Origin of the sequence: Thalassomonas actiniarum (assembly GCF_000948975.2) — a bacterium.
Taxonomy (GTDB): domain Bacteria; phylum Pseudomonadota; class Gammaproteobacteria; order Enterobacterales; family Alteromonadaceae; genus Thalassomonas; species Thalassomonas actiniarum.
In genome coordinates this window covers 4528806-4552973 of sequence record NZ_CP059735.1, presented here as the reverse complement: position 1 = coordinate 4552973, position 24168 = coordinate 4528806, and the positions used below count along the sequence as shown (strand labels likewise).

At 46.2% G+C, this 24168-nt stretch carries 23 protein-coding genes and 1 pseudogene; 12 read left to right on the top strand and 12 right to left on the bottom strand.

Features of this window, described 5'->3' with window-relative positions:
* Window positions 1–282 precede the first annotated feature (282 nt).
* The 4 genes from SG35_RS19760 to SG35_RS19745 form a co-directional block, all read right to left on the bottom strand.
* The gene (locus SG35_RS19760; protein ID WP_053042920.1) at window positions 283–1371 is read right to left on the bottom strand and encodes a serine hydrolase domain-containing protein; all 1089 of its coding nucleotides are present in this window, start codon (window positions 1369–1371) and stop codon (window positions 283–285) included.
* Between the two features lie 272 nt (window positions 1372–1643).
* Window positions 1644–1871, bottom strand: a complete 228-nt coding sequence (locus SG35_RS19755) for a hypothetical protein (protein ID WP_236702553.1) — start codon at window positions 1869–1871, stop codon at window positions 1644–1646.
* 164 nt (window positions 1872–2035) lie between these two features.
* Window positions 2036–2470: a GNAT family N-acetyltransferase gene (locus tag SG35_RS19750; protein WP_044832025.1), complete on the bottom strand. Its 435-nt coding sequence runs from the start codon at window positions 2468–2470 to the stop codon at window positions 2036–2038.
* A gap of 84 nt (window positions 2471–2554) precedes the next feature.
* Window positions 2555–2836 carry an Rdx family protein gene (locus SG35_RS19745; protein WP_044832024.1) on the bottom strand — a complete coding sequence of 94 codons (282 nt, stop codon included), beginning with the start codon at window positions 2834–2836 and terminating at the stop codon, window positions 2555–2557.
* Between the two features lie 376 nt (window positions 2837–3212).
* Here SG35_RS19745 and SG35_RS19740 point away from each other — a divergent pair, with 376 nt between their 5' ends.
* From SG35_RS19740 to SG35_RS19720, 5 genes and pseudogenes are all read left to right on the top strand, one after another.
* Window positions 3213–3581: a hypothetical protein gene (locus SG35_RS19740; RefSeq protein WP_044832023.1), complete on the top strand. Its 369-nt coding sequence runs from the start codon at window positions 3213–3215 to the stop codon at window positions 3579–3581.
* Between the two features lie 88 nt (window positions 3582–3669).
* Window positions 3670–4141 (top strand): annotated as a pseudogene (locus SG35_RS19735) (TonB-dependent receptor); the annotation flags it as partial.
* Window positions 4142–4379: 238 nt separating this feature from the next.
* Window positions 4380–4745 (top strand): response regulator transcription factor, encoded by a 366-nt coding sequence (locus tag SG35_RS19730; RefSeq protein WP_053042919.1) that lies wholly within the window; start codon window positions 4380–4382, stop codon window positions 4743–4745.
* 238 nt (window positions 4746–4983) lie between these two features.
* Window positions 4984–7014: a tetratricopeptide repeat protein gene (locus SG35_RS19725; protein ID WP_160298253.1), complete on the top strand. Its 2031-nt coding sequence runs from the start codon at window positions 4984–4986 to the stop codon at window positions 7012–7014.
* 1 nt (window position 7015) lies between these two features.
* Window positions 7016–7687 carry a response regulator gene (locus SG35_RS19720; RefSeq protein ID WP_044832021.1) on the top strand — a complete coding sequence of 224 codons (672 nt, stop codon included), beginning with the start codon at window positions 7016–7018 and terminating at the stop codon, window positions 7685–7687.
* A 17-nt stretch (window positions 7688–7704) separates the two neighbouring features.
* On the opposite strand, the gene SG35_RS19715 is transcribed toward SG35_RS19720, so the two are convergent.
* Genes SG35_RS19715 through SG35_RS19705 form a run of 3 tightly spaced genes read right to left on the bottom strand, consistent with a single transcriptional unit; the run spans window position 7705 to window position 8838 of the window.
* Window positions 7705–8118, bottom strand: a complete 414-nt coding sequence (locus SG35_RS19715) for a GFA family protein (RefSeq protein ID WP_053042917.1) — start codon at window positions 8116–8118, stop codon at window positions 7705–7707.
* Window positions 8115–8495 (bottom strand): nuclear transport factor 2 family protein, encoded by a 381-nt coding sequence (locus SG35_RS19710; RefSeq protein ID WP_236702552.1) that lies wholly within the window; start codon window positions 8493–8495, stop codon window positions 8115–8117. Before SG35_RS19710 ends, SG35_RS19715 begins: the two co-directional genes overlap by 4 nt.
* Window positions 8496–8523: 28 nt before the next feature.
* Complete coding sequence (locus SG35_RS19705) at window positions 8524–8838, bottom strand: YciI family protein (RefSeq protein ID WP_044832020.1); 315 nt, start codon at window positions 8836–8838, stop codon at window positions 8524–8526.
* 164 nt (window positions 8839–9002) lie between these two features.
* On the opposite strand from SG35_RS19705, the gene SG35_RS19700 reads away from it, so the two are divergent.
* The 3 genes from SG35_RS19700 to SG35_RS19690 all read left to right on the top strand — a co-directional run bounded on the left by SG35_RS19700 (window position 9003) and on the right by SG35_RS19690 (window position 13261).
* Window positions 9003–9566 (top strand): helix-turn-helix domain-containing protein, encoded by a 564-nt coding sequence (locus SG35_RS19700; protein ID WP_044832019.1) that lies wholly within the window; start codon window positions 9003–9005, stop codon window positions 9564–9566.
* A gap of 200 nt (window positions 9567–9766) precedes the next feature.
* A complete protein-coding gene (locus SG35_RS19695; protein WP_044832018.1) occupies window positions 9767–12022 on the top strand; it encodes a heavy metal translocating P-type ATPase in 2256 nt (751 codons plus the stop codon).
* 330 nt (window positions 12023–12352) lie between these two features.
* The gene (locus tag SG35_RS19690) at window positions 12353–13261 is read left to right on the top strand and encodes a CopD family protein (protein ID WP_053042916.1); all 909 of its coding nucleotides are present in this window, start codon (window positions 12353–12355) and stop codon (window positions 13259–13261) included.
* 67 nt (window positions 13262–13328) lie between these two features.
* On the opposite strand, the gene SG35_RS19685 is transcribed toward SG35_RS19690, so the two are convergent.
* Entirely contained in the window at window positions 13329–14618 is a 1290-nt protein-coding gene (locus tag SG35_RS19685) for a sugar MFS transporter (RefSeq protein WP_044832017.1), read from the bottom strand.
* Between the two features lie 332 nt (window positions 14619–14950).
* Here SG35_RS19685 and SG35_RS19680 point away from each other — a divergent pair, with 332 nt between their 5' ends.
* From SG35_RS19680 to SG35_RS19670, 3 genes are all read left to right on the top strand, one after another.
* Window positions 14951–16291: a GH1 family beta-glucosidase gene (locus SG35_RS19680; protein WP_201777776.1), complete on the top strand. Its 1341-nt coding sequence runs from the start codon at window positions 14951–14953 to the stop codon at window positions 16289–16291.
* A gap of 30 nt (window positions 16292–16321) precedes the next feature.
* Window positions 16322–17650, top strand: a complete 1329-nt coding sequence (locus tag SG35_RS19675; protein ID WP_044832015.1) for a glycoside-pentoside-hexuronide (GPH):cation symporter — start codon at window positions 16322–16324, stop codon at window positions 17648–17650.
* Between the two features lie 68 nt (window positions 17651–17718).
* Complete coding sequence (locus tag SG35_RS19670; RefSeq protein WP_044832014.1) at window positions 17719–18717, top strand: LacI family DNA-binding transcriptional regulator; 999 nt, start codon at window positions 17719–17721, stop codon at window positions 18715–18717.
* A gap of 479 nt (window positions 18718–19196) precedes the next feature.
* Here SG35_RS19670 and soxR read toward each other — a convergent pair whose 3' ends face one another.
* The 4 genes from soxR to SG35_RS19650 all read right to left on the bottom strand — a co-directional run bounded on the left by soxR (window position 19197) and on the right by SG35_RS19650 (window position 23462).
* The gene (gene soxR / locus SG35_RS19665) at window positions 19197–19655 is read right to left on the bottom strand and encodes a redox-sensitive transcriptional activator SoxR (RefSeq protein WP_044832013.1); all 459 of its coding nucleotides are present in this window, start codon (window positions 19653–19655) and stop codon (window positions 19197–19199) included.
* A gap of 1242 nt (window positions 19656–20897) precedes the next feature.
* Window positions 20898–21704 carry a substrate-binding periplasmic protein gene (locus SG35_RS19660; protein ID WP_084692630.1) on the bottom strand — a complete coding sequence of 269 codons (807 nt, stop codon included), beginning with the start codon at window positions 21702–21704 and terminating at the stop codon, window positions 20898–20900.
* Between the two features lie 85 nt (window positions 21705–21789).
* Entirely contained in the window at window positions 21790–22449 is a 660-nt protein-coding gene (locus tag SG35_RS19655; RefSeq protein WP_044832011.1) for a lysoplasmalogenase, read from the bottom strand.
* A gap of 101 nt (window positions 22450–22550) precedes the next feature.
* Window positions 22551–23462 carry a LysR family transcriptional regulator gene (locus SG35_RS19650; RefSeq protein ID WP_044832010.1) on the bottom strand — a complete coding sequence of 304 codons (912 nt, stop codon included), beginning with the start codon at window positions 23460–23462 and terminating at the stop codon, window positions 22551–22553.
* Window positions 23463–23606: 144 nt separating this feature from the next.
* Here SG35_RS19650 and SG35_RS19645 point away from each other — a divergent pair, with 144 nt between their 5' ends.
* Window positions 23607–24089 carry a GNAT family N-acetyltransferase gene (locus SG35_RS19645; protein WP_044832009.1) on the top strand — a complete coding sequence of 161 codons (483 nt, stop codon included), beginning with the start codon at window positions 23607–23609 and terminating at the stop codon, window positions 24087–24089.
* Window positions 24090–24168: the final 79 nt, after the last annotated feature.

Sequence of the window (24168 nt, the reverse complement as noted above, 5' to 3'; positions counted from 1 at the left end):
GAAATGATCTCACCAAGATAAAGAGAAAATTACCGATAAGTTAATTCAGTACGGCACAAGTAAGCTTCAAGGCTGATCTTTGTTATTAAATTTAATGATAAGTTTTAGCGAAAGATTAAGGGGGAAATGAAACGGCTTAAAGCCGGCTAAGTTATTAGAAATTATCCCAAATAAGATAGAGCAAGCATTGGCCGACCGGTATAGTGATATTAAACCGTCAGGGCAGGGAAGCGTCTGCGCTGACGGATGAGATCTATCCCTGATAAATATGCTGTTGAACTTTTAGCCTTCTTCCTGTGTACGATTGAGATCAGCAATAGCTGCCTTAATTAACCGCCCGTATAGTTTAAAGTTCTTTTTGCTCCTGTCATTAGTCGCAAATAATATCAGGATGTTTTCATCTGTATAGCGGCGGAAATCGCTGAAGAAGTATGGATTTCCACCATTGTGAGCAATCAAATTGGTATTACGTTTGGTTTTAAAGACGGCCCAGCCATAGCCATAATGTGAAGTTGCGGCTTCATTTTCGGCAACATGGGGTGAAAACAGCTTTAATTTGGAGGCATCTGTTAACATTGTCTTGCCGCTGAGCGCTACATGCCATTTATGCAAATCCGTCAGCGTGGACAGCAGTCCGCCATTCGCTTTAAGGTTCCACCATGGACCATCCTCAGCCCATTCATGCTCTAGCGGGGTTCCCCAGCGGCTATTGCCGTCATAACCGACGATTAAATTTTGCGATGGCCATTGAGGAATTTTATAGCCGGTATCCGACATGCCTGCGGGCGCAAATAGATGTTCATTCAAGAATTTCTCGTAACTTACCCCGGAGATTTTTTCAATAATGATCCCCAGCAGGCTGTAGCCCAAATTTGAGTATTCATAATTGCTGCCCGGTGTTGAAGTTAATGTTGAATGCAACGCGCCATTAATTAAGTCGTTGCGGCTGACGACTTCATAATCTTCTTTAAAATCGCTTTGCAAGCCGGAAGTATGTGTTAACAGCTGGTGAAGGGTTATCATGCGCTTGTCATTTGGTACCTGGCTGAAAAACCGTTCTATGGGATCATTTACACTCAGCAGCCCCTTTTCTTCCAATTTTAAAATGGCTGCTGCGGTAAATTGTTTAGTGACCGATAAAATGTCAAATACGGTATCGGCAGAGAAAGCACGTTTATTCTCTTTGTCAGCAATACCGTAACCGCGCTTTAGCTTAATCTCGCCGCCAAGAGCGACTAAAACGACACCATTAAAATGGTTCTTTTCGGCATCCTTTGTCCAAGCTGCTAGTTCTCCTCCTGGCGCTGCAACAACCGCAACGGACATAACCCACAGGCACAAGGCAGTTAAGTAGGTATTAATTTTCATCATGTTTTCTTATTCTTTTTATTCATAGAATTACCGCTCCGGCGATCCAAACACTGCTTTATTAAGGAGTGGAACGATGTCATTTATAGGTGTTTAAGAGAGCACTGCGCCAAGGTATCAAAACTTGCTATGATTAGAAAGTTATTAAGCAATTTCAATCAAGTATGAGGGGGCTATATGAAAGGAACATCGTCAGCCTGGTATTGGCAAAGACGCTTTAGCAAGGGGAGATTATCACCTGCCATAGGCGTGATTTGTTCTCTTGTTATATGAGCTTAAAAGTTGTTTTGTACAGATTCACTTAACTCAGCAAGAGGTTTAGGAAAGCCAAGTGAATAAACAAATCTATTTTCGCTGTCCTCAAAAATGCTGTTGCCGACCCCGAGTAAAACAAAACCTTCAGATAATAAAAAGCTTGCATCGGCAGCACACTCGGTTTCAATAATCTTTGTAATCTTGAGCAAGGCTTCTTGTGCTGTTGTTACCTCGGTATGCGTCATCATTAACTCCGTGCATCATATAAGTTACCTGAATAGAAAAGGATATCAGTAAATTGTCAAAACTGTGAAGTTTGTTGGCAGCGATAAAGCAGGGCGGGGATATGCACCATTTGGGGGGGAGCTGGAGCTGTCAGCGCAGCAAAAGCATGACAGCTTTTAGGAGCTATTTAAAGCTTTGGTAAAATGGTGCTTTCACGGCACATTGCGATAATCCGATATCCTTGATTTTCATAACCTTTATATCTGTCGGTTAGAAATGGCGGATAACTTTCGGGGCTAACAATTTTGAATCCGATTTTACCGTAGAAATCTGCTAAGTGTGAAAACGGCATACAGTATGCGACCGTTTCATTGAGAATAGGCTCGATATGCTTGATAAATGCCGTGCCTAAGCCATTACCTTGATATTTTTTGTCGAGATACATGCCACGTAAAATTGAAACCCCCTTATTAGTTTCCACTTTCACAGCACCAACAATTTTATTGTCAAAAGTAGCAATAAAAGCTCTTTCTCTGTCGCCCCAGTCACTGTGGTAACCTTGTGTTATATAGAACTCATTTAAAGCCGGTAAATACGACTTGTCTGCTTCAAAAACCTTCAAACGAACTCCCGCTATTTTTGTTATAGTTTTCTGATTTTATTGGGTCTTTTGCGTATTAAAACGCAAGGCATGGACAGGCAACAATTATGTTTTTTTACGATCGGCATGGCCCAAACTTTTATCCGGTGCGATTACGTCTCGAACAAGTTGTTTCAATTCCGTAATTTCAGGGAAACGTCCGGCTTCTTTGCGTGACCAAATCACTTGACCATTGGCTATTACTTCAAAAATACCGCCGGTACCGGGTTGGAGCGATAACTCATTAATTTCTTGATCAAAGGTAGTGAGTATCTCCTGTGCCATCCATGAGGAGCGCATTAACCAACGGCACTGGGAACAATATTTTATTTCTACTTTATTCGTCATAATATGCTTCACTTATAGGGGCATCTGATAGTGTTTTTAAAAATTTTGCCATATATTTTATCAGACTTATTAGCTATTTAGTTGGCTATTTTATGTAGCGGAAGTAGACATCCCAAAACTGGGCTTTGAAGGTAAATTCTTCCGGTGAGCCCAGCTTAAAATAAACGGTTTCAAACCTGCATCATCAAAGCTTGTTTTTATCCGCTGGAGCAAGCACCGCCACGACAACAATCCATATTTCCAGCTTTCTTATTATTTCATATGGTTAACTTCGCTGCACAGTAGGATATACAGTGCCGGTAATTTACACAAATATTAAATGCAAACCCAGTCTGATTTCTCAGGCATTTTGTACTATCACTAAGGAGTGAATAAATTGCCTGCGAAGGTGTACCTAAAAAAGAGTAAAAGAGAATCAACAGATAAACCAGGCGCTGTCCCTAAGTGCAAGCACACTCATTTACATCTGTCTGAGCAAGTAGTTAATTCTGAACTTACGGGCTTTCGTGTGATTAATGGCATTCTAGAACACTACCGGCCATTATTAGAGCTAAATGAGAAGAATTTTAAAATGCCTCTTCAAGGAAAAAGAAATGGAGATGGGAACAGTAATTTAGATTTGGCAATTAGGTTGGCTTCTAAACTTCCTTCTAATTATATTCATTTATATGAAAAGTCTTTAAGCAGGAGTCATACTAATATCGGCTTATTTGGGTTAGAGGGAGAGTCTTGGGAGTGGCTTTAAAGGGGCATTTAGTTACTGACCACTTGTGTGGCATGACAGATAACTTTGCGCTTGCTACTTTTCAACACCTTAATGGAAATAAGTTGTAATTTCCGTCTGCCGCAGTACCTCAGAATTAGGCACTAGCAACAGCTACGATCCCAGTACCGGGGTTTATATGCCGGTGAGGGCGCCACAGGAAATTTATGGTTATGAGGCCCTGGCACATAATGTTGTCAGTTCTGAGCTGAATATCACCGCAACCTATGCCTGGGTTGAAGGTAAATATACCAAAAACGATGAGTATCTCGGGGCTAAGCAGATCAGTGCGCCAAAAGGCACCATCAATATTAACTGGCAACCTCTTGGTGATGCCAATGTATCTCTTACTTACCTGTATGTCGGCGACCGTAAAAGGTTCGACCTGGTTGACGGCGAATATGTCGGTGATAAGGGACCCATAGGTAGCTATCTTTAACCAGGACTACCACCCGGTCAAATCTCAAGCCTATACCTATAGCGGATACAATATCAAAGGTCTGGGCACTACCGCGAATATCGGGGTAAATTACCGCTTCTAAAACAGCTCACCACTGATGATGCAAGCTGGATAACTGCGTCTATACGGGGTCATCAGCGGATTAACGGCCCCGACTTTTATTTGCCAACCAAGACATTCCTGTTGCTAAACGTTAAATTTTTCTTTGCGCAAGAGCAGATAAAATGAAAGAAAATTCCCTATATCCATATTCACTCCATATTTGAGGTCATTAATAAAGGGATTACTAAGGTAAATTGAAAATTAAGCGTGATAACTAAATGCAAAAAATAATGCTTGTGGAAGATAACCGGGAAATTTCCGGGCCGCTGATAAACCTGTTGACGATGAAGGGGTTTGTGACTTCACTTTGTGAGTGCGGTGAGCTGGCCGTTAGTGAAATAAAGCAATTTCAGCCGGATTTACTGTTGCTGGATATCAAACTCCCCGGAGTTGATGGTTTTGAAATTTGTCAAAAGGTTCGGCAGTTCTCGCAAATACCCGTAATTTTTATGTCGGCAGTGGTCAGTACCGAGATGCATATCAAGGCTTTTAAACTTGGTGCCGATGACTTTTTGGATAAACCTTTTTGTATGTCGGAATTGCTGCTGCGGATTAACGCTGTGTTAAAAAGAAGTCAGGATTAGCAGGAAAAGTATTTGTGAATTAACCGATCAATGTTTTAATACCCCCCTAACGGATAAACGGGGCATACAAATTTTGTTAACTTGTGTGTTTTACCCGTTTATCTCAAGGGATCGTCATCGCCATAAGGAAGTAACAGGCAGTTTACCTATCATGACTCATTATTTTAAGCTCCTCTTTTTCATTGTTTTCTTTTCCTTGAGTCAAGCCGTTTTGGCCGCGTCTGAGCAGATGGTTTCATTGGAAGAGCGTCTTAAAAGCTTAACCGGCCAGGAAAGAATTCCTGTGCTGATTGAATTAAGCGGTTATTACGTTGAAGAAGATCCCGAAAAGGCGAGTGTATTGGCAGAGGAAACACGGCAATTGCTTAGCCGTTATCCAAATAACTCCCAAGCATTACTGATCAACCATCACCTGGCGAGTGCTTATTTTCATTTGGGAAAACTAGAACAGGCAGCGGCGCTGGTGATTGAAAATGAAAAGCTGGCACTGGAAAAAGGCAACCTGGATGAAAAAGCCACGGCAGCCAAAGATATCGCCTATTCGATCATGAATAAAGAGGGCAATTACCTTAAGGCGATTGCTTATTTTCAGCAAGCCTTAACCGATTATCGTGAACTTAAGCGTTCGTATGAGATTGGCGTCACCTTGAGCGATATCGGGCTGATGTATTATTACAATGGCGATTACGATCAGGCGCTTGCTTATTATAACCAGGCGCTGGAACAGGGGGGGTACACCGAAAAGCTTGAAGCCACCCGTACCTACAGCGATATTGCGCAGGTGTACATGCACTATGGCCGTTATCATGACGCTATTCCGCATTATAACAAGGCGTTAGCCCATGCCCGTAAATTTACTCAGGAGTCCTGGGTTGCCGAGCAGTTACTTAACGCCAGTGTTGCCTATTTGATGGACAAAAATAACAATAAAGCCATTGCTTACCTGGACGAGGCTTTGGTGTTGGAAAAAAGCATCGGTAATCAGCATAACTTATTTTTTATCAATAAGCGTTTAGGGGAGGCGTATCGCAGCAAGGAAGAATACTCCCGGGCGCTTGAATATCACAGTAAGGCCCTTGCCCTGGCAACCGAGATGGACAGCAAGGCGCTGGTTATCCAGAGCCAAATTGATTTGGGCATTATTCTCTCCTGGCTGGAGCAGTATGAAGATTCGATGGAGCACTTTCAAAAAGCGTTAACCATGGCGGTTGAGATTGATCATCTTGATATGAAAGCTGAAGCCCACAAAAATGTCTCAAACCTCTATAAGCAATTAAATAATCATGAAAAAGCTTATGAGCACCTGGCGGAACATCATAAATTCAGGGCCGAGCAGGCGGCGCAAAACCATCAGGATCAAGTCAGTGAGTTATCCGATACCTTTAAAACCGAGCAAATTGTCAATGAATTTAAACTGCTGACCCACCAGGAAGAGCTGGCGCAATTAAAGTTTCAACATCAGCGAAATTATGCTCTGGCCGGTTTTGTGCTGCTGGTGCTGTTGGTGACTTTCTTTATTTACCGGCAGAATAAGAAACGTCAGTTGGTTATTCAGCGCTCGCAAATGATGGCGGAGTTGGTGGAAAAGAAAAACCAGCTGCTGGCGGATGTTTCCCATGAGCTGCGTACGCCGCTGACAGTGCTGCAATTAAAGGTTGAAGCGCTGCAGCATAACCTGGTCAGGGATGTGAACGCTTCTTATGACGGCTTGATTGTGAAAATCGGGGAAATTAACCGCCTGATCAGTGATATTTACCAGGTGGCGCAATCAGACATCGGCGCGTTGCACCTTGAGTTGGCCGAACATCATTGCCTGTCGGCGTTAACTTCCTGGTCGCAGGAGTTGGCGGAAACGGTAACAGCCAGGGGTTTTAAATGGTCGCAAAGCATCGACATCCCCGATGACATCAGCATTTCCTTTGATCAAGACAAAATCAAGCAAGTGATCAGTAACCTGATTGATAACAGCATGACCTATACCGATTTACCCGGGCAGATTGTCTTTGATGCCCGGGTGAGAAAAGATCGGTTAGATATTCGCATCCAGGACAGTGCGCCCGGGGTTTGCAAGCAAGAATTACCGCTTATTTTTGAGCGGTTATACCGGGTGGAGGCATCTCGCAGCCGGGCCACGGGAGGATCCGGATTAGGTCTTTCCATTTGTAAAAGTATTATTGAAGCACACAGGGGAACAATTATGTCTTCACAAAGCCACTATAAAGGATTGGCCATCACCATTCACCTTCCACTGAGCCAGGCGGAGTCGTAGCATGGCCGATATACTTATTGTTGAAGATGATTTGGAAATTGCTGAAAATGTCGCGCTGTTTTTACAGGCCAGTAACTTTACTACCCGACATCTGGAAACCGGTGAGCATGTGGTGGAAACCGTCAGGAAAAATGAACCGGATCTCATTTTATTGGACTTGATGCTGCCGGTGATGGACGGTCTGGAATGCTGCAAACAGATCAGAACTTTCTCCGAGGTGCCGATCGTGATGTTGACGGCCAAAACCCAGGAAATCAGCCGCTTGATCGGGCTTGAGGCCGGGGCGGATGATTATATCTGCAAACCTTTCAGCGCGCCCGAGCTGGTATTGCGGATAAAAGCAATTTTAAAGCGTACCCAAAAACATAAGGCTCCCGTGGTTGAGGAAGGTTTATTGCTGAATATGGAGAGTTTCCGGCTCAGTTACCGGGGGCAAAGCACCGAGTTGACGCACCTGGAATTTAATTTATTTTCCTTGTTATACCAGCATCCTCAGCGTATTTACTCCCGGGCGCAAATTTTGGATTTAGCGTATCCGGACATGCGGGATATTTCTGATCGCGCCATCGACAGCCATGTAAAAAACATCCGCTTGAAAGCGAAAAAAATCGGTCTGGAAACCAATATTATCGAGTCTGTTTATGGTGCAGGTTACCGTTATGTGAAGCCTTAAATTTACCTTTAGGCTTTTTATTCTTCTGGATAGGTCGGGTGTTGGGGCAGGTCGTCATTGATGCAGCACCAGTTGGCTTTGGATTGGGTCCAGATATGCAGCTTGGGAGCGGGCAGTTTATCGCTGTCGAGCACCCCCAGGGGAATGGCTATCATCTGCGGGTATTCAATCGATTCGAACCACAGGGGGGAGCCGCAGTTTAAACAAAAACAGCGGATACCCCGTCCGGAATTAAACTTGCCAATTTCGCTGTTGGATGCCGTGACTGTTAGGTTGGCCGTTTCCGCCATGCCCCAGGCCGCAGGGGAAGTACCGGCAAATTTGCGGCAATGGCTGCAGTGGCAATAGCGCACTGCAGTGATGCCGCCACTGAGGCTGAAACCTACGGAGCGGCATAAACAAGAGCCCCGGAGCACATCCTGGTTTTTCATTTGTGATTATTCTCAAACGGCGGGCAAAGGGTGCCCTGGTGAAACAGCATTTGCCAGTTATTCTCTTTCAGCTGCCACAAAGTGCTGCGCAGGGAATAGCTGGTTTGTCCTTCGCCTGCCTTGAGCATGGTGGCTTTATAGAGCAGCTGAACCAGGTTGTCGCTGAGCCGGCGTAATTCAAAATCCCGGGCCGAGAAGGTTGGCGGTGTTTCTTGCGGTAAACGGCTCAGCACTTCATCTTTGCCAAAACTTCTGCCGGAGCCGCCAATTTCCAGGAAGTCATCACTGATCAGGCGGTTAAGAGCGGATGGCGAGCGCCGGATTTCAGGTTTAAGTAAATCCATTTCAAGGGCGATGATCTCATCCTGTAAACTCACGGTAATTTCTCCTTTTATTGAAGACAGGTTACATATCAATAATTTCTGCGATTTCTATGCTACCACCACTGGCCAAAATCGGGCAAGCTTTGGCCTGATTACAGGCCTCTTCTATGTTGGCCGCTGCGATCAGGCTATAGCCGCTGGCGGGATTACTGCCGCCATTATTGACGATACTGCCGTCACTGTTGACGGTTGTCGATAACCCCACCGGATTACCACTGTCAATTACCGCATTTCCCATAGAAGTAAACCAGTCCCGCCATGCCTGGATAACGCTTTCAAGCTCTGTCGGATCTGAAGTTTTGCTGCCGCCGTGATATACAAAAAGAAAATTCGCCATGTTGATGCCTTTTTTTAATTCGCTGCTTGTCAGTTGCTATTAAAAAATAGTGTAAATTTCACGAATCGGCGAATGCAGATATTGTCACTCAGGTGAAAAAATATTAATCTGCGGTTTTATGGTTAAGGATTCACTTTCCGGATTTTTATAGATAAGCAATTGAAATGAAGATCTTTATTAAAAACATGGTGTGCGGGCGCTGTAAGTTTGTGGTTGAAAATGAACTCAAGGCGCTTGATATAACTCCCTTGTCTGTGAGCCTGGGGGAAGTGGATTTTGGTAATACCACGCTGGAGCCGGAGCAAGTTGAAATTTTTAGAACTCGCCTGGAAGCCTTGGGTTTTGAGCTGATCAACGACAAAAAAGGCCGGTTAATCGAGCAGACCAAAAAACATGTGATCGCCCTGGTGCAGCAGCCTATGGGGGAAAAGGTCAAACTATCCCGTTTTTTGTCCGAACATATTTTTAAAGACTACAACTATTTAAGTAACCTGTTTTCGTCGGTGGAAGGGGTCACGATAGAGCAGTTTTATATTCAGCAAAAAATAGAAAAAGTTAAAGAGTTATTGGTTTATGATGAACTCTCCCTTACCGAAATCGCCTTTCGTCTCGACTATTCCAGTGTTGCGCATCTGAGCAACCAATTTAAAAAAATCACCGGGTTAACCCCCAGCGATTTTAAGGCAAATTGCGGTTCACATGCCCGAAAAGCGATTGATGAGTTATAAGCCGTAAATCCTGTAACAGATAGCTAAAATCCTGTAACGTTTTTTTCCCTGAACTGCTTCATACTGCTGTTATCACAATTTTATGAGCAGCAGTTGATGGTTCCCTCTTTTTATTTTGTCCAAGACATTCGCTTTATTTTCCCTTCGGGGTTTATATCCGGCTATTACAGTAACTTTCTTAATAAAACAGGAGTTTTGCTATGAGTCAGACCCTGCATTTATCCATTGAAGGCATGAGTTGTGCCGGTTGTGTCGCCTCTATTGAAAAGGCGATTAACGACGTAGATTTTGTAACCTCTGCCAATGTTAATTTTGCTGAACATACTGCCACGGTTGAGGGTGATACCAATGCCGAGGCGGTGATTGCCGCAATCCGCCGGGCCGGTTATCAGGCCAGTGAACTGAGTGGCCTCGATGATACAGCCGATAAAGAACAGGCCGAATTTGTCTACTACCGGCAGTTATTAAAGCAGGCGGCTCTTGCCGCCCTGGTAGGAGCGCCATTATTTATTGCCGGCATGGCGGGTATGCTGCCGCCGTTAGCCGCTCCCAATGGCCTGTTATTTTGGTCGGTGATAGCGCTGGCCACCCTGGGAGTCATGGTTTATTCGGGAGGACATTTTTTTCTCGGCGCGGTTAAATCGGTGCGGCAACATAATGCCAATATGGACTTGCTTATCGCCCTGGGGACCGGCACCGCCTGGCTTTATTCTGTGGTGATCGTTGTTAAACCTGAGTTAGTACCCGCTTTGGCACAACACGTTTATTTTGAAGCCGCCGCGGTTATTATCGCGTTAATTAACCTGGGCTCGGCGCTTGAAATGCGCGCGCGGGGCAAAACCTCGCAGGCGATTAAACAACTTATCGGCTTGCAGCCAAAAACCGCCTGTGTTGTGCGCGATAATAACGAGATCGATATCTTAATTGAAGAGGTGGTTATTGATGATATCTTACGGGTGAAGCCGGGGGAGCGCATCGCGGTAGACGGCGTGATTACCCAGGGCCATTCCAGTCTGGATGAGTCTATGTTAAGCGGCGAGCCGCTGGCGGTAAAAAAACAGCCGGGAGACAAAGTGCTTGCGGGCACCATCAATAAGTCAGGCAGCTTTTTGTTTCAGGCCAAACGTATAGGTAAAGATACCACTTTGGCGCAGATCATCAATATGGTGCGAACCGCCCAGTCGTCTAAGCCGGCGATTGGCCGTCTGGTGGATAAGATTGCTTCGGTATTTGTTCCCGCCGTACTCATTATTGCGGTATTAACTTTTCTTGCCTGGCTCAACTTTGCCGATGGTGAGCAGGCACTGACATACGCCATAGTGACCATGATGACGGTACTTATTATTGCCTGCCCTTGTGCTTTGGGCCTGGCTACGCCGATTTCTATCATGGCAGGAGTAGGGAAAGCAGCGTTATATCAGACCCTGATCCGCAATGGCGATGCCCTGCAACAGGCAGGCAAACTTGAGACTATAGTGCTGGATAAAACCGGCACGGTAACCCAGGGCAAACCCGGGATAAGCAAAATTATTCCCAGGGGCACCTGGGATGAGAACTCCCTGCTGTTATGGGCAGGCAGCGCCGAGGCCAATTCAGAGCATCCACTGGCAGAGGCAATTGTTTCGGCGGTAAAAGAGCTGCAGCTGAAACTGTTGCCGGTCACGGACTTTGCTGCTATCGCCGGGCAGGGGATCCGCGCTGAGCTTGAAAATAAGTCTTTGCTGCTGGGGACCCGCAAGTTAATGCAAAGTTTTGATATCAATATTGAAGCGCTTGTAAGCCAAGCGGCCGAGCTGGAACAAGAGGCCAATACGGTGATCTTTATCGCCATTGACGGCGAACTGGCGGGCATTATAGCGATAAGTGATGCGATTAAAGATGATTCTTTTGCTGCCATTAAGCGCATGCACCAGCTCGGGCTGGAGGTGCTGTTATTAACCGGTGATAACCGGGCCACCGCTAGTGCCGTTGCCAACCAGCTCGGCATAGACAAAGTGATTGCCGAAGTATTACCCCAGGATAAGGCCGGACAAATTGCACAATTGCAGCGTCAGGGAAAAGTGGTCGCTATGGTGGGAGACGGTATCAATGATGCGCCTGCACTGGCACTTGCCGATGTCGGTTTTGCCATAGGTACCGGTACGGATATCGCCATAGAAAGTGCCGATATCACTTTGATGTCGGGCTCCTTGCACGGCGTGGTCGATGCGGTTGAAATTTCCCGGGCAACGGTGAGAAACATCAAACAAAACCTGTTCGGCGCCTTTATTTATAACGGTTTGGGCATACCGATAGCGGCGGGTGTTCTCTTTCCCTTTACCGGTTTATTGCTCAACCCCATGATCGCCGGTGCCGCCATGGCGATGTCATCCTTAACTGTGGTGACTAATGCCAACCGTTTACGTTTTTTTAAACCAGCCGGGCGGCAGCTGTCGGTTAAGGAGATTCAGTCATGAATATGTTGATGATAAACCTGGCAGGACTTTTTGTTATTTTATTGATTGTTTGGTGGTTTTGGCTCGCTCCTTTGCATTCATCACCCACAAAAACTAAAACCAAAAAGCAACAGAACAATTAAGCGCACATCAGCATCCGGGTCTTTCGGATAAAAGTCGGCTAAGCTTATTTTAATACCTGTTGTCGTGAGCCGGGCTATTTCCCGGCAAACCTCTCGGCAATTAATGGGCAAAGATGTCCGTCCCCGGAAAGAGGAATTCTCATTTTTGGTACGAGGTAGTGGTCGTTGATGTTATTGAGACGATCACATCCTAAGATGAGGAGTAAGTATGGCGCTTTCTATTTGGGATGTCGGGGATATCATTTCCCGCTGGTTAATTTATATGGGGGTTGCCGCTGCCGTCGGCGGCCCATTTATCGGTGCTTTGATCCGCGCCAACACCAATATCCAAGCTATTATCCGCTATACCCGGCTATGCCTGTGCCTGGGTATAACAGCCGTGATCATTAACTTTTTAATGGGCGTGGGCGCCGTTTCGCAAACGGGCTTTTTTGGTATGTTTGACGGTGAAAGCGTGCACCGGCTCTGGCAGGGTCCATCGGGAGATGCCCTGTTTTGGCGGCTATCCGGCTTTACCGCCATTGCTGCTTTATTTTTGCTGCATCTAAGAAGAAAGCCCGAGGCTCAGGCCTCAAACCGAAAATTGTTTTTTTTGTGTTACCTGAGCGGGATAGCGGCGTTAAGTTATTCTTTTACCCTGCTGGGCAATACAGCAGAGCTTGGCAGCAGCGCACGTTGGCTGATGGCCCTGCATATCATAACCTCCGCCTGGTGGCTGGGGGCTTTATATCCCTTGTTGATTTGTTATCAGCTGCTTAACCTGTCGAACCTGTATCGGGTGATGCGCTTTTTTGGCCAGCTGACCCTGATCATGGTGCCTTTGTTATTGCTTGGCGGCGGGGGATTATTAAGCCAGATGCTGACAAGTACGGGAGACTTGTTTACCACCACTTACGGGCAAACCATGCTGCTGAAATTAATCACAGTCACTACCGTCTTCCTGCTGGTGGTCTTGCACAAGCATAAATATAAACACAGCCTGGTGCCGATGTTAAATCAGGTGCAGGTGTTAACCCTGAAAAAAAATGCCATCGTCAGCGAGCTGTTCCTGGCGGATATTATTTTGGTGATCACCGCAGTATTATCGAGCATTCTCGGACCGACAGTTTTGTCTTAGTTGCTTTCCCCGGCGGTTATATTACAGCCGGGGAATGAATTTATATTGGTTATTTTGATCCGAAGATTTAAGCCTTTCCTTTCTCACTTATCGATGCTTTGCTTCCTGACAAGCCGTAATAGGCAATAAAGCCGTAACACAGGATAGGCAAGCCAAAAGACGCCTGTATGCCAATGTTATCTGCCAAAACTCCCTGGAGCAGGGGAATGATGGCGCCGCCGACGATTGCCAGACATAAAATGCCCGAGCCCTGGCTGGTAAGCTTGCCTAAACCGTTGAGGGCCAGGCTGAAAATGGTGGGAAACATAATGGAATTACAAAGCCCCACCAATAAAATCGCCGACATGGCCAACTGTCCGGAGGCAAATATCGCCACGAACACTAAGACCATGGCCACGACGGCATTGAAACACAGGGCTTTACCTGCGGCTATTTTTTGCATGGCGGCGGCGCCAATAAAACGTCCCACCATAGCGCCTCCCCAGTAATAAGCGATATATTTGGCGGCAGCCGACTCTTCCATGGCGCCGATATTCGGGTCGGTGAAAAAATTCACCAGGAAACTACCGATGGCCACTTCGGCGCCGACATAGACAAAAATGCCGACAGCGCCAAGCATCAGGTGGCGATAGTGCCAGGCACTTTTTAGCTGATGGTTTTCCCCGTCTCCTTTACCGGTTTGGTTTTGGGTTATTTCAGCGGACATATCCGGCAGTTTCAAGGCAGCGAAGACGGCGGCGAGTAGCAATAATAAAGCGGCCAGGAACACATAGGGCATCTGTACCTGTTGCGCCGAAGCGGTTGCTGATATGGCCTCGCTTGCTTGTTCCAAAATTAAATACGCGCCAAAAAACGGTGCGACTGTGGTGCCAAGGGAGTTAAAAGCCTGGGTCATAGTCAGCCGGGAGGAGGCGGTTTTCACTTCTCCCAGAATACTGACATAGGGATTGGCGGAGACCTGCAGCAGGGTGATGCCGCTGGCCAGGATAAACAGCGCCAATAAGAAAATGGCGTAGCTGTGCAGGCTTGCGGCGGGATAAAAGCATAAGCAGCCCAGGGCGGCGATCACTAGCCCCAGCACTATGCCTTTTTGGTATCCCAGGCGTTTGACCAGCGCCCCCGAGGGCAGGGAGACAACAAAATAAGCGCCAAAAAAGCAAAATTGTACCAGCATTGCCTGGCTGTAAGATAAATCGAAAACCCCTTTTAAATGGGGGATCAGGATATCATTGAGGCAGGTAATAAAGCCCCACATAAAAAATAGTGAGGTTAGCGATGTCAGTGCGAAGCGGTAGTCCTTACCGGTTTGCGCCTCTGGTCGTTGTTCTGCATGATATGATTTTGAAAATGTTGCCATAATTTCCCCATTAGCTTGTTTTAGTATTCTTTTATATTTTGTTGAGCATAAAGCGGCTGTCGGAGACAAGTTTGTAAGCTTGTCGGTAAACTTCACACGTTATTTTCATAAACATAAATAAAAGCGGTTGATCTTTAATACAGAAAACACTAGGCTTGAAAATGAAAGCGCTTTCATTGTGTCATTGAAAGCATTAAAAACCAGACGCAAAAAATTTTCAAGTTATTTGTAAGCGCTTACATTTTTGTGTTGTAATCAAAAGTTGAATGTAAGTAGCTAATATTAATTGATTTTTCTTAATGAGAACCCCCTGACAGGCAGCAATGTAAATGATGACTAAAATTTCTTTACCCGTTAATTCGCCCATGCTCTCCGCCGATTTTACTTATGGCGTCGCCACGGCTTCTTTCCAAATTGAAGGAGGGGCTGAGCACAGATTGGCCAGTATCTGGGATCGTTTTTGTGCAACAGAGGGGAAAATCGCCGACGGCTCAAACGGGGAAGTCGCCTGTGATCACTTTAATCTTTGGCGTCAGGATATTGAGCTGATTGAATCTTTAGGGGTAGATGCCTACCGTTTATCCATTTCCTGGCCCCGGGTGATCACCCGCGAGGGTACACTGAACCAGGCCGGGGTGGACTTTTACTTAGGCATACTCGATGAACTCAAGAGTAAAAATATCAAAGCCTTTGTTACCCTATATCACTGGGATCTGCCCCAGCACCTGGAAGATAACGGCGGCTGGCTTAACCGGGAGACTGCATACCGTTTTCGTGATTATGTCGATTTGATCACAAAAGCCTTCGGTGACCGGGTTTATGCTTATGCCACCTTAAACGAGCCTTTTTGCAGCGCCTATTTAGGATATGAAGCCGGGGTCCATGCTCCGGGCATAGTGGGTAAAGAATACGGCAAAAAAGCTGCCCATCATTTATTGCTGGCCCATGGCCTGGCAATGCAGGTCTTGGCAAAAAACAGCCCGGACACCTTAAACGGTATCGTGCTTAATTTTACCCCCTGCTATCCGGCGTCAAGCCGGGCAGAAGATAAAGGGGCAGCTCATTTTGCCGATGATTATTTTAACCAGTGGTATATCAAACCCCTGTTTGATAGTGAGTACCCGGAAATTTTATCCCAGCTGCCCAGGGCGCATCATCCTGACATCCACCAGGGAGATATGGCAATTATTGCTCAGCCGATGGACTTTTTAGGGGTAAATTATTATACCCGGGCGATTTACCGCGCAGATGAACAGCAAGATTTTGTGCAATTGCCGGCGCTTGAGCCGAGAACCGATATCGGCTGGGAAATTTATCCTAAGGCCTTGACGAAATTGCTGGTTTCCTTAAATGAAAAATATTCGCTGCCGCCGATCTACATTACCGAAAACGGTGCGGCGATGGCGGATGAGCTCAAGGACGGTTCCGTTAATGACTTAGATAGGATAGATTACTACCAAAGCCACCTGAGCGCGGTACATGATGCCATAGGGCTGGGAGTGGATATCCGCGGCTATTTTGCCTGGTCGCTGATGGATAACTTTGAATGGGCGGAAGGTTATCTTAAACGCTTCGGTATCGTTTATGTTGATTATGCCAGCCAGCAAAGAACTATCAAAGCCAGTGGTAACGCCTACAAAAACTTTATCAGTAGTCGGGTAGCGAAAAAATAATAATAACAAGCACCATCAAAGGACAGCAGCATGATCAGCATCAGAGAAAAAATAGCCTATGGCTTAGGGGATACCGCAAGTAACATCATTTTCCAGACCGTGATGATGTTTTTATTACTCTTTTACACTGATGTCATGGGTTTATCGCCGGCAACCGTCGGTACCATGTTCTTAGTGGTGCGCATCTTTGATGCCGTTACCGACCCTTTGATGGGCAATATTGCCGACCGCACGAAAAGCCGTTGGGGGCAGTTTCGGCCCTACCTTTTGTGGCTGGCGTTTCCTTTTGCCATTATCAGCATCTTGGCTTTTACCACTCCTGATTTATCCGCCGACAATAAGCTGCTCTATGCATTTGTCACTTATACCTTGTTGATGGTGGCCTATACCGCCATCAATATTCCCTATTGCGCCCTGGGCGGGGTATTAACTGCCGATGCCAAAGAGCGGGTGACGGTGCAGTCATACCGTTTTGTCTTTGGCATGTTGGGCGGGGTGATCGTGGCCGGGGCGACTATGCCTATGGTTCAATGGTTCGGGCAGGGGGATACCGCCAAAGGTTACCAGCTGACTATGGTGACCATGAGCACCCTGGGGCTGGTGATGTTTTTATTATGTTTTGTCGGCACCAAAGAGCGCATTTCGTTACCGGAGCATCAGGAGACTTCGTTTAAAGAAAGTATGCGCTCCCTGTGGCAAAACGATCAGTGGCGTATCCTGTGTGTGGCCGCCTTGTTCCTGCTGACCGGGCAGGTATTGCGCTTTACCCTGGCGGTCTATTACGTGAAATATTTCTTAGGCCGCGAAGATTTGATCACCTACTTTTTAACCTTAGGGGTTATCGGCAGCATGGTCGGCTGCGCCGTGGCCCAGCCGCTGGCAAAGCGGGTGTGTAAAATCAAGGCCTATATTTGGTTGCAAACCATTTCTGCCTGCATTTGTGTATTGAGTTTCTTTATTGAAAGTGATCAGCTGGTGTTGGCTTTTGTCGCCTTTATTGCCTGGAAGTTTTTCCTGGATATGGCAACGCCGCTGCTGTGGGCAAAAATGGCGGATACCATAGACTACGGCCACCAGAAAACCGGGCTGCGTGTGACCGGCATGGTGTATTCCGGGGTGGTGTTTTTTATCAAGATGGGGGTAGCCCTGGGCGGAGCTGCTGCCGGTTGGCTGTTGGCGTTTTATGATTACCAGGCGGATGTTGCGCAAACCGAGGCTACTAAGCAGGGCATCTTGCTTTCTTTTACCTTGTTGCCGGCCATAGGCTCCTTTATCGTTGCCTGGGTGATGCGCAAATATACCTTAAATGATGAAAAAATAGAGCATATTCAAAGCGAACTTAGAGCCCCGGCTAGTTAAGTCCGGCGGGAGTATGCTAGTATCTCCCCAACTCATTTTTACCTTTTGCTTTAACGTGCCGGAGTATTATGGCGACTATATATGAAGTATCAAAACTTGCGGGTGTATCCCTGGCGACGGTTTCCCGGGTCACCAGCAATAATGCGCTGGTTAGCGATAAAACCCGGCAAAAAGTCATCGATGCCATGGAGCAGTTGGGATATCGTCCCAACTCCATTGCCCAGTCGCTGGCGTCCAAGCGCACCAACAGCGTAGGTATCCTGGTTTCCGAGCTGCACGGGCCTTTTTTCGGGCAGATGATGGCGGGTATTGAAACCGAATTACGCTTGGCCGGTAAACATGTCATTATCACTACCGGGCACAGTGAAGAAGATAAAGAAAAAGACGGCATTGAATTTCTCAAAAGCCGGAATTGCGATGCCCTGATAGTGCATGTCGAAGCGGTATCAGATGAGTATCTGTTTGATTTATGTCAGGGAGATATTCCCGTTTATATCATGAGCCGGCTGGTGCCGGGGGTAGAGCAAAATTGCATCAGCCTGGACAATGAACTCGGCGGCTACCTGGCCACCAAAGCCGTTATTGACCAGGGACATAGCGATATCGCCTATATCGCCGGTCAACAGTTTAAGGCCGATGCCCGTAACCGTTTACTCGGCCATAAACGGGCGCTGGCAGAGAGTAATATCGAATTTAAAGAATCCCTGGTGTATATGGGGGACTTTAAAGAAACCGGCGGCAGTGAAGGTCTGAAACATTTAGTCGAGAGCAAGCAAAGCTTTACTGCCCTGGTTTGTGCCAATGATGAAATTGCTTCAGGGGCCATGACCTGTGCCCGTGAGCTGGGTTATAACTTGCCGCAGGATTTATCTATTATTGGTTTTGATAATGTTATCCTTGCCCGTTATATCTACCCCAAACTTACCACTATAGATAACCCGGTAAATGAAATGGGACAGATGGCGGCTAAATTAGTACTGAAAAATGTCTATCAGCAGGACAAGTTAGTAATAAAACAGACCTTTGAACCCGGCTTGATCACCCGGGATTCCGTTTTACCCAGATAGGCAGGTCAAACATCCAGTACTGAAAAATGTCTATCAGCAGGACAAGTTAGTAATAAAACAGACCTTTGAACCCGGCTTGATCACCCGGGATTCTGTTTTACCCAGATAGGCAGGTCAAACATCCAGTACTGAAAAATGTCTATCAGCAGGACAAGCTAGTGATACAGCAGACCTTTGAACCCGGCTTGATAACCCGGGATTCTGTTTTACCCAGATAGGCAGGTCAAACATCCAGTGCTGAAAAATGTCTATCAGCAGGACAAGCTAGTGATATAGCAGACCTTTGAACCCGGCTTGATCACCCGGGATTCTGTTTTACCCAGATAGGCAGGTCAAACATCCAGTACTGAAAAATGTCTATCAGCAGGACAAGTTAGTAATAAAACAGACCTTTGAACCCGGCTTGATCACCCGGGATTCTGTCCTGCCCGGATAAAAGTCATTATTGCTGCGGCTCTGTATCCTTACCAGGGCCGTTTTTAGGACTGGCGATCTAAAATGACCGGTCCTGTGCCTTCCTGTGCCAGCGAATCGTCCGGGTTATAAAGCGGGCAGTTTTTCATCGATAAACAGCCGCAGCCGATACAGCCGGTGAGGGAGTCCCTTAACTTTTCCATATAGGCGATACGCCGGTTGAGCTCTTGTTGCCACTGTGTTGATAACCTGGCCCAGTCATCTTTATCCGGGGTGCGCTGGTCGGGCAATTGATTAAATATTTCCTGGATATCGGCCAGGGTAATGCCCATTTTCTGCGCCGCCTTGATCACTGAGATACGCCGCAGCACATCCCGTTTGTAACGGCGCTGGTTGCCCTGGTTGCGCCAGCTGCGGATCAGGCCTTTTTCTTCATAAAAATGTAAAGCCGATACTTTAATGCCGCAGCGTTTTGCCACTTGGCCTACCGAGAGCTTAGCTTCTTCGTGCTGTCCTGTTGCCATTTTTCCCCCTGAAGTCCTTATAAAACTGACTTTAAAATTTTTTTCATTTTATTGAAAAAAATACTTTACCTCAAGTTAGGTCGAGGTTTTAAAGTGACCACATCAACGCAAATTACGGGTAAACCCGCGGTAACTTCAGGAGATGAATAGATGAAAAATATGACTCAGGAAAACGTAAAAAATACTTGTGCAGGCAAACACTTTTTCAACACCTTTTACCGTCTATTTAATGGCGCTATGAGCGGAAAATAATTTCGGCTAAGAAAAAACGGTCAACAGTAGCAATCAAAATTGCAGGGGAAATCAAATGAAAAATACAGAGCAAATAAAAGCAGGCAATCACGTGGCGTCTAATCACTTTCTTAACGTCTTCTACCGTGTGTATAACGGCACTATGCGCACTAAGTAACTCTTGGCAAATGATAGGGCTGTTTAGGTCTTGGCAGGGCTGTGCTCGGGATGAGCTTTGCTAAGGCTGAAATCTTACCAATGGACCGGAGAGGTTGCTCAAATTTGGTAAGCACCTCATTGGGGATTATTTAAAAATAAAAACAGGCGTGATTTTCAGGGGGCCGGAAATAAAAAATGCAACTCAGAGAGTCGCATTTTTCTACTAGCTTATTTGTGCATCCTGCACTGTTAGTGTCCCTCATCTTCCCTGAAAACCTATCCCTGATTTATATCCTGTATCCTTACAGCTTCCAAACCATCCCGGGCAATACATCATCCTGACATATTCACATTACTGTGGGTTCCATGGCTTTCCCTGGCCACTTGTATCTATCTTCCTGACAGATACCTATCCGTGTTTTCCTTTCGTGATCTCCTATCACATGACTTCATCCTGAAGCCTTCCTTTTAAGGCATCCTGCCCTGCGTCGTCCTGACAAAGTAAATATTACGTGAATGAAATTCTTTTTTTAGGTTAATGATCACCACATTAACGGGAAAGGCTGGACAGATTTGTTTACGCAGTAAATTTTATTGTTGTTTTTTATGGTGTTACGTGTTTTCAAATAGAGATGACGTCAATTAATGCCATGATATCTCACCTCTTTGTAGGATATGTCTTACACCGGTTCGGGCGTTTGGCTGCTATGGCCGATTTGAGGAATTTTTCTCATTGGTTAAAGTTGTAGCGGTTAACGGCTCTGTGGAGGTTTTAATTTTCGGGAAAGTACTGTTTGGGAGAAAATTTTGTGCAGATGCCGTGAATAAATCAAATAGCTATGAGCCGGTGTGCTATTGTCGGTTTTCCATAAACTCCTGCTTGTATCGGGTCAGACTTTTGTTTAACAGCTTTTGGATCTCGCCTCTGGATTTCATGTCTTTAATAAAAGCATTCATTTTTTGATGAAATTCCCGGTAGCGGCCTGCTTTTTTGGAGAATAAGAAGTAAAGCTCGTTACTGTGGATGGTTTTACCAATGGGGATTATTTCGGTATCGGCGGGAACTTTATCTTGTTGCTTTAATGTAAACATCAATACCTCCATATTCCATCGGTTCATGGGGGCATAATCAATGCGGTTGAATGCCAGTTGAGTGAGTACCTGCTCCGGGCGGGCAACTTTTTGCCATTGCGTTGGCGACAGGTTTTGTATAAAAGTATCAAAACTTTCGCCGTAGCTGTTTTCGAAGATACCGCCACCGCGAAATTGTTGCAGCGAGTCTAATGCTTCAAAGTGCAGTTGTTTGTTTTTGTTTTTAAAAAGCTGAACAATATCCAGGGCAATAAACTCCTCGATATAATCGCCCCATAACTGACGCTCTGTGGTTTTGTAGGCGCCGAGCACTAAATCTATTTTTCCCGACTCGGCCAGTTTCAGGCAGCGGGCCCAGCTATTGAGGGGGAGCAGCTCCAGTTCAACCCGTTCTTTTTTAAAAAAGCGCTTGGCGACCTCTATGGTTGCTCCTTCGAGGCTGGTTGTTGTTTCCCAGTTAAATGGCACGAATAAGGTGCTGGTGCAGGCGGTGACTTTTTCAGCTGCCAGGGCAAAAGGGCATAGCGCGAGTACTATCAAAGCTAATGGCTTAAGTAATACGGACAAAACTTCTCCCGTGAAAACACTTTCTTTAAAGCATGATTGATTTTACTTGCTCACCTGTGATGCTTGCCGTGATTAAGGTGGCCTTTTATTCGGCAACCAGGCCCCCGGTCTGGTCTTGTCTTTGCCGGCTATGGGCAAAACCTTGCAACAGGGCGTATTGGGCAAAGTAATAACTGATCATAATGAAAAACTGGGCCTGGGGGATGCTCAGGTAAAACTTGTTTAATCCTATCATGGCATCTGAGATCACAAAAGATAAACCGCCGATCATCATCCAGGCGTTGGATTTTGTCGAGAGCAGGGCGGTAATGGCCATGACCAGTAAAATACTCATATAGGCAATCACAGGCACCAGTAATTCACCCAGCCCGGGCAGCAGGAGATTGAGCACCAGGCCGCCGCCTGCCAGGTAGGCGAGGATAGCATAAGTTTTGCCGCCATTGATTTTTGTTATCGGCATAAGCGCGGCAATATAGGCGATATGGGCAATAAAAAATGCCCCTAAGCCAAAAATAAACCAGTGATGGCTGTCATAGCCGAGAAAGAAGTCTCCGAGCACAGAGAACACCAGCCCGGCCAAGAATAACTTTTGGGTTTTATCACTTGCCCAGCCCCTGACGCTAAAGATCAACAAGGCTACCGGCAGCATTTTTAACAACCAATGTCCCGGATAAGGGGGCAGTAAAATTGAAAAACAGTACAGGGTGGCAAAAAAGATAAACAACAGTTTTATTTTTATGGTCATTTTTGTTTTATCCGGTGAAAAGTGTCAGTTAACGTTAGAGGTTTTCCAGTGTAGCGCTAAGCGGACAATATTTACACTGGTTTTACCACTTAAGGGACAAGTTAGGCTTTTTCATGTAAATCACGGATCAACGCCGTTAACCATTGATGGCAGGCTTTGCCTGCATTGAGCTTGTGGTAGTAAAGGTTGAGTTGGTAATCAGGCACCTGAAGTGGCGGGGCGTAAAGTTCAATATCCAGGTGCTGCACCATTTGCTCTGCCACCAAACGGGGTAAGGTCAGCAACAGATCTGAATGTAAGATGGTATAGGGAGCGGCCAGGACACTGGTGAGCTGTAGTGCGACATGACGTTTTTTTTGTAATTTTGCCAGTGCCTGATCTACCACGCCAAGTTTTTCACCCCAGGGAGAGATCCTGACATGGGACAAGGCCAAAAAGGTCTCCAGATCCAGTCCTTGCCTCAGTGCCGGGTGATTTTTCCTGGCAATGGTGCAATAACTGTCCTCAAGCCAGGTTTGGTGCATAATCGTGCTTGAGCCTTCAATTTCATGGCTAAAACCCAGGGCAAAGTCGAGTTCGCCGTTGATTAACTTGTCCGCCGGAATTTTATTGTCGGCAGAATAAACGGTGATTTTAATTTTAGGGGCCAGCTTATTGATTTTTCCAATCAAGCGCGACAGCAGGCTGTATTGTGTATAGTCGGTGGCGGCAAAGGTCAGCTCCAATTCGCTGTGCTCGGGTGAAAACCCGGCATTGGTGTTAATGCCGCCATGCAGTATGTTCAGGGCCTGGCTGACACTTTCAGCCAGCTGCTGCGCCCTGTCGGTGGGGGTCATGACATTATTGATGCGCACAAACAATTCATCCCCCAGGCGTTTACGCAAGCGGGTCAGGCCATGGCTGAAGGCCGACTGGCTCAGGCAGACTTCATCGGCGGCAGCACTGACCGAGCGGTGGCGGTACAGGGCGTCGAATAACACCAGTAAGTTAAGATCGAGCTGATATAAATCCATAATGAATATTATACATATAAAGATGTAGATAATGCACTGTTGTCATAAGAGCCGTGGGAGTATCATACTGTTATCTTTATATCAGCAGTTACACCCGCGGGCTTAATTCGGTTTAAGCTTGCGATAAACTCAGCGGAGTAGTTAATGAGTTCTCTTACCATACGTGAAGCCGTAGCAGATGATGCGGCCTTGATTTTACACTTTATCACCGAGCTGGCCATTTATGAAAAAGCCGAGCATGAGGTATTGGCAACCGAGCAAACGATAAAAGCGTCTATCTTTAATGATAACCCTCATGTTTTTGGTTTGATTTGTGAGCGTGACGGCCAGGCCATCGGCTTTGCGGTGTACTTTTTTAATTATTCCACCTGGCTGGCGAAACCCGGCTTATATCTTGAAGATTTGTATGTTTCTCCCGAGCACAGGGGAGCAGGCGGCGGTAAGTTGCTGCTGAAGGAAATGGCGCAAATCGCCCTGGATAAAGGTTGTGGCCGTTTTGAATGGAGCTGTCTGGACTGGAATAAACCTTCGCGTGATTTCTATGAATCTATCGGCGCCGTCTCCCAGGATGAATGGGTAGGCTATCGTATGTCGGGACAAACCTTAGTGGATTTTGCCCAGAGTTAACATCATCTTTAACTCCCGGTTTAAATGGCCGCCTTGCTGTTTGTTAAACAACAAGGCGGCGAATCATTTCCCGGATGAA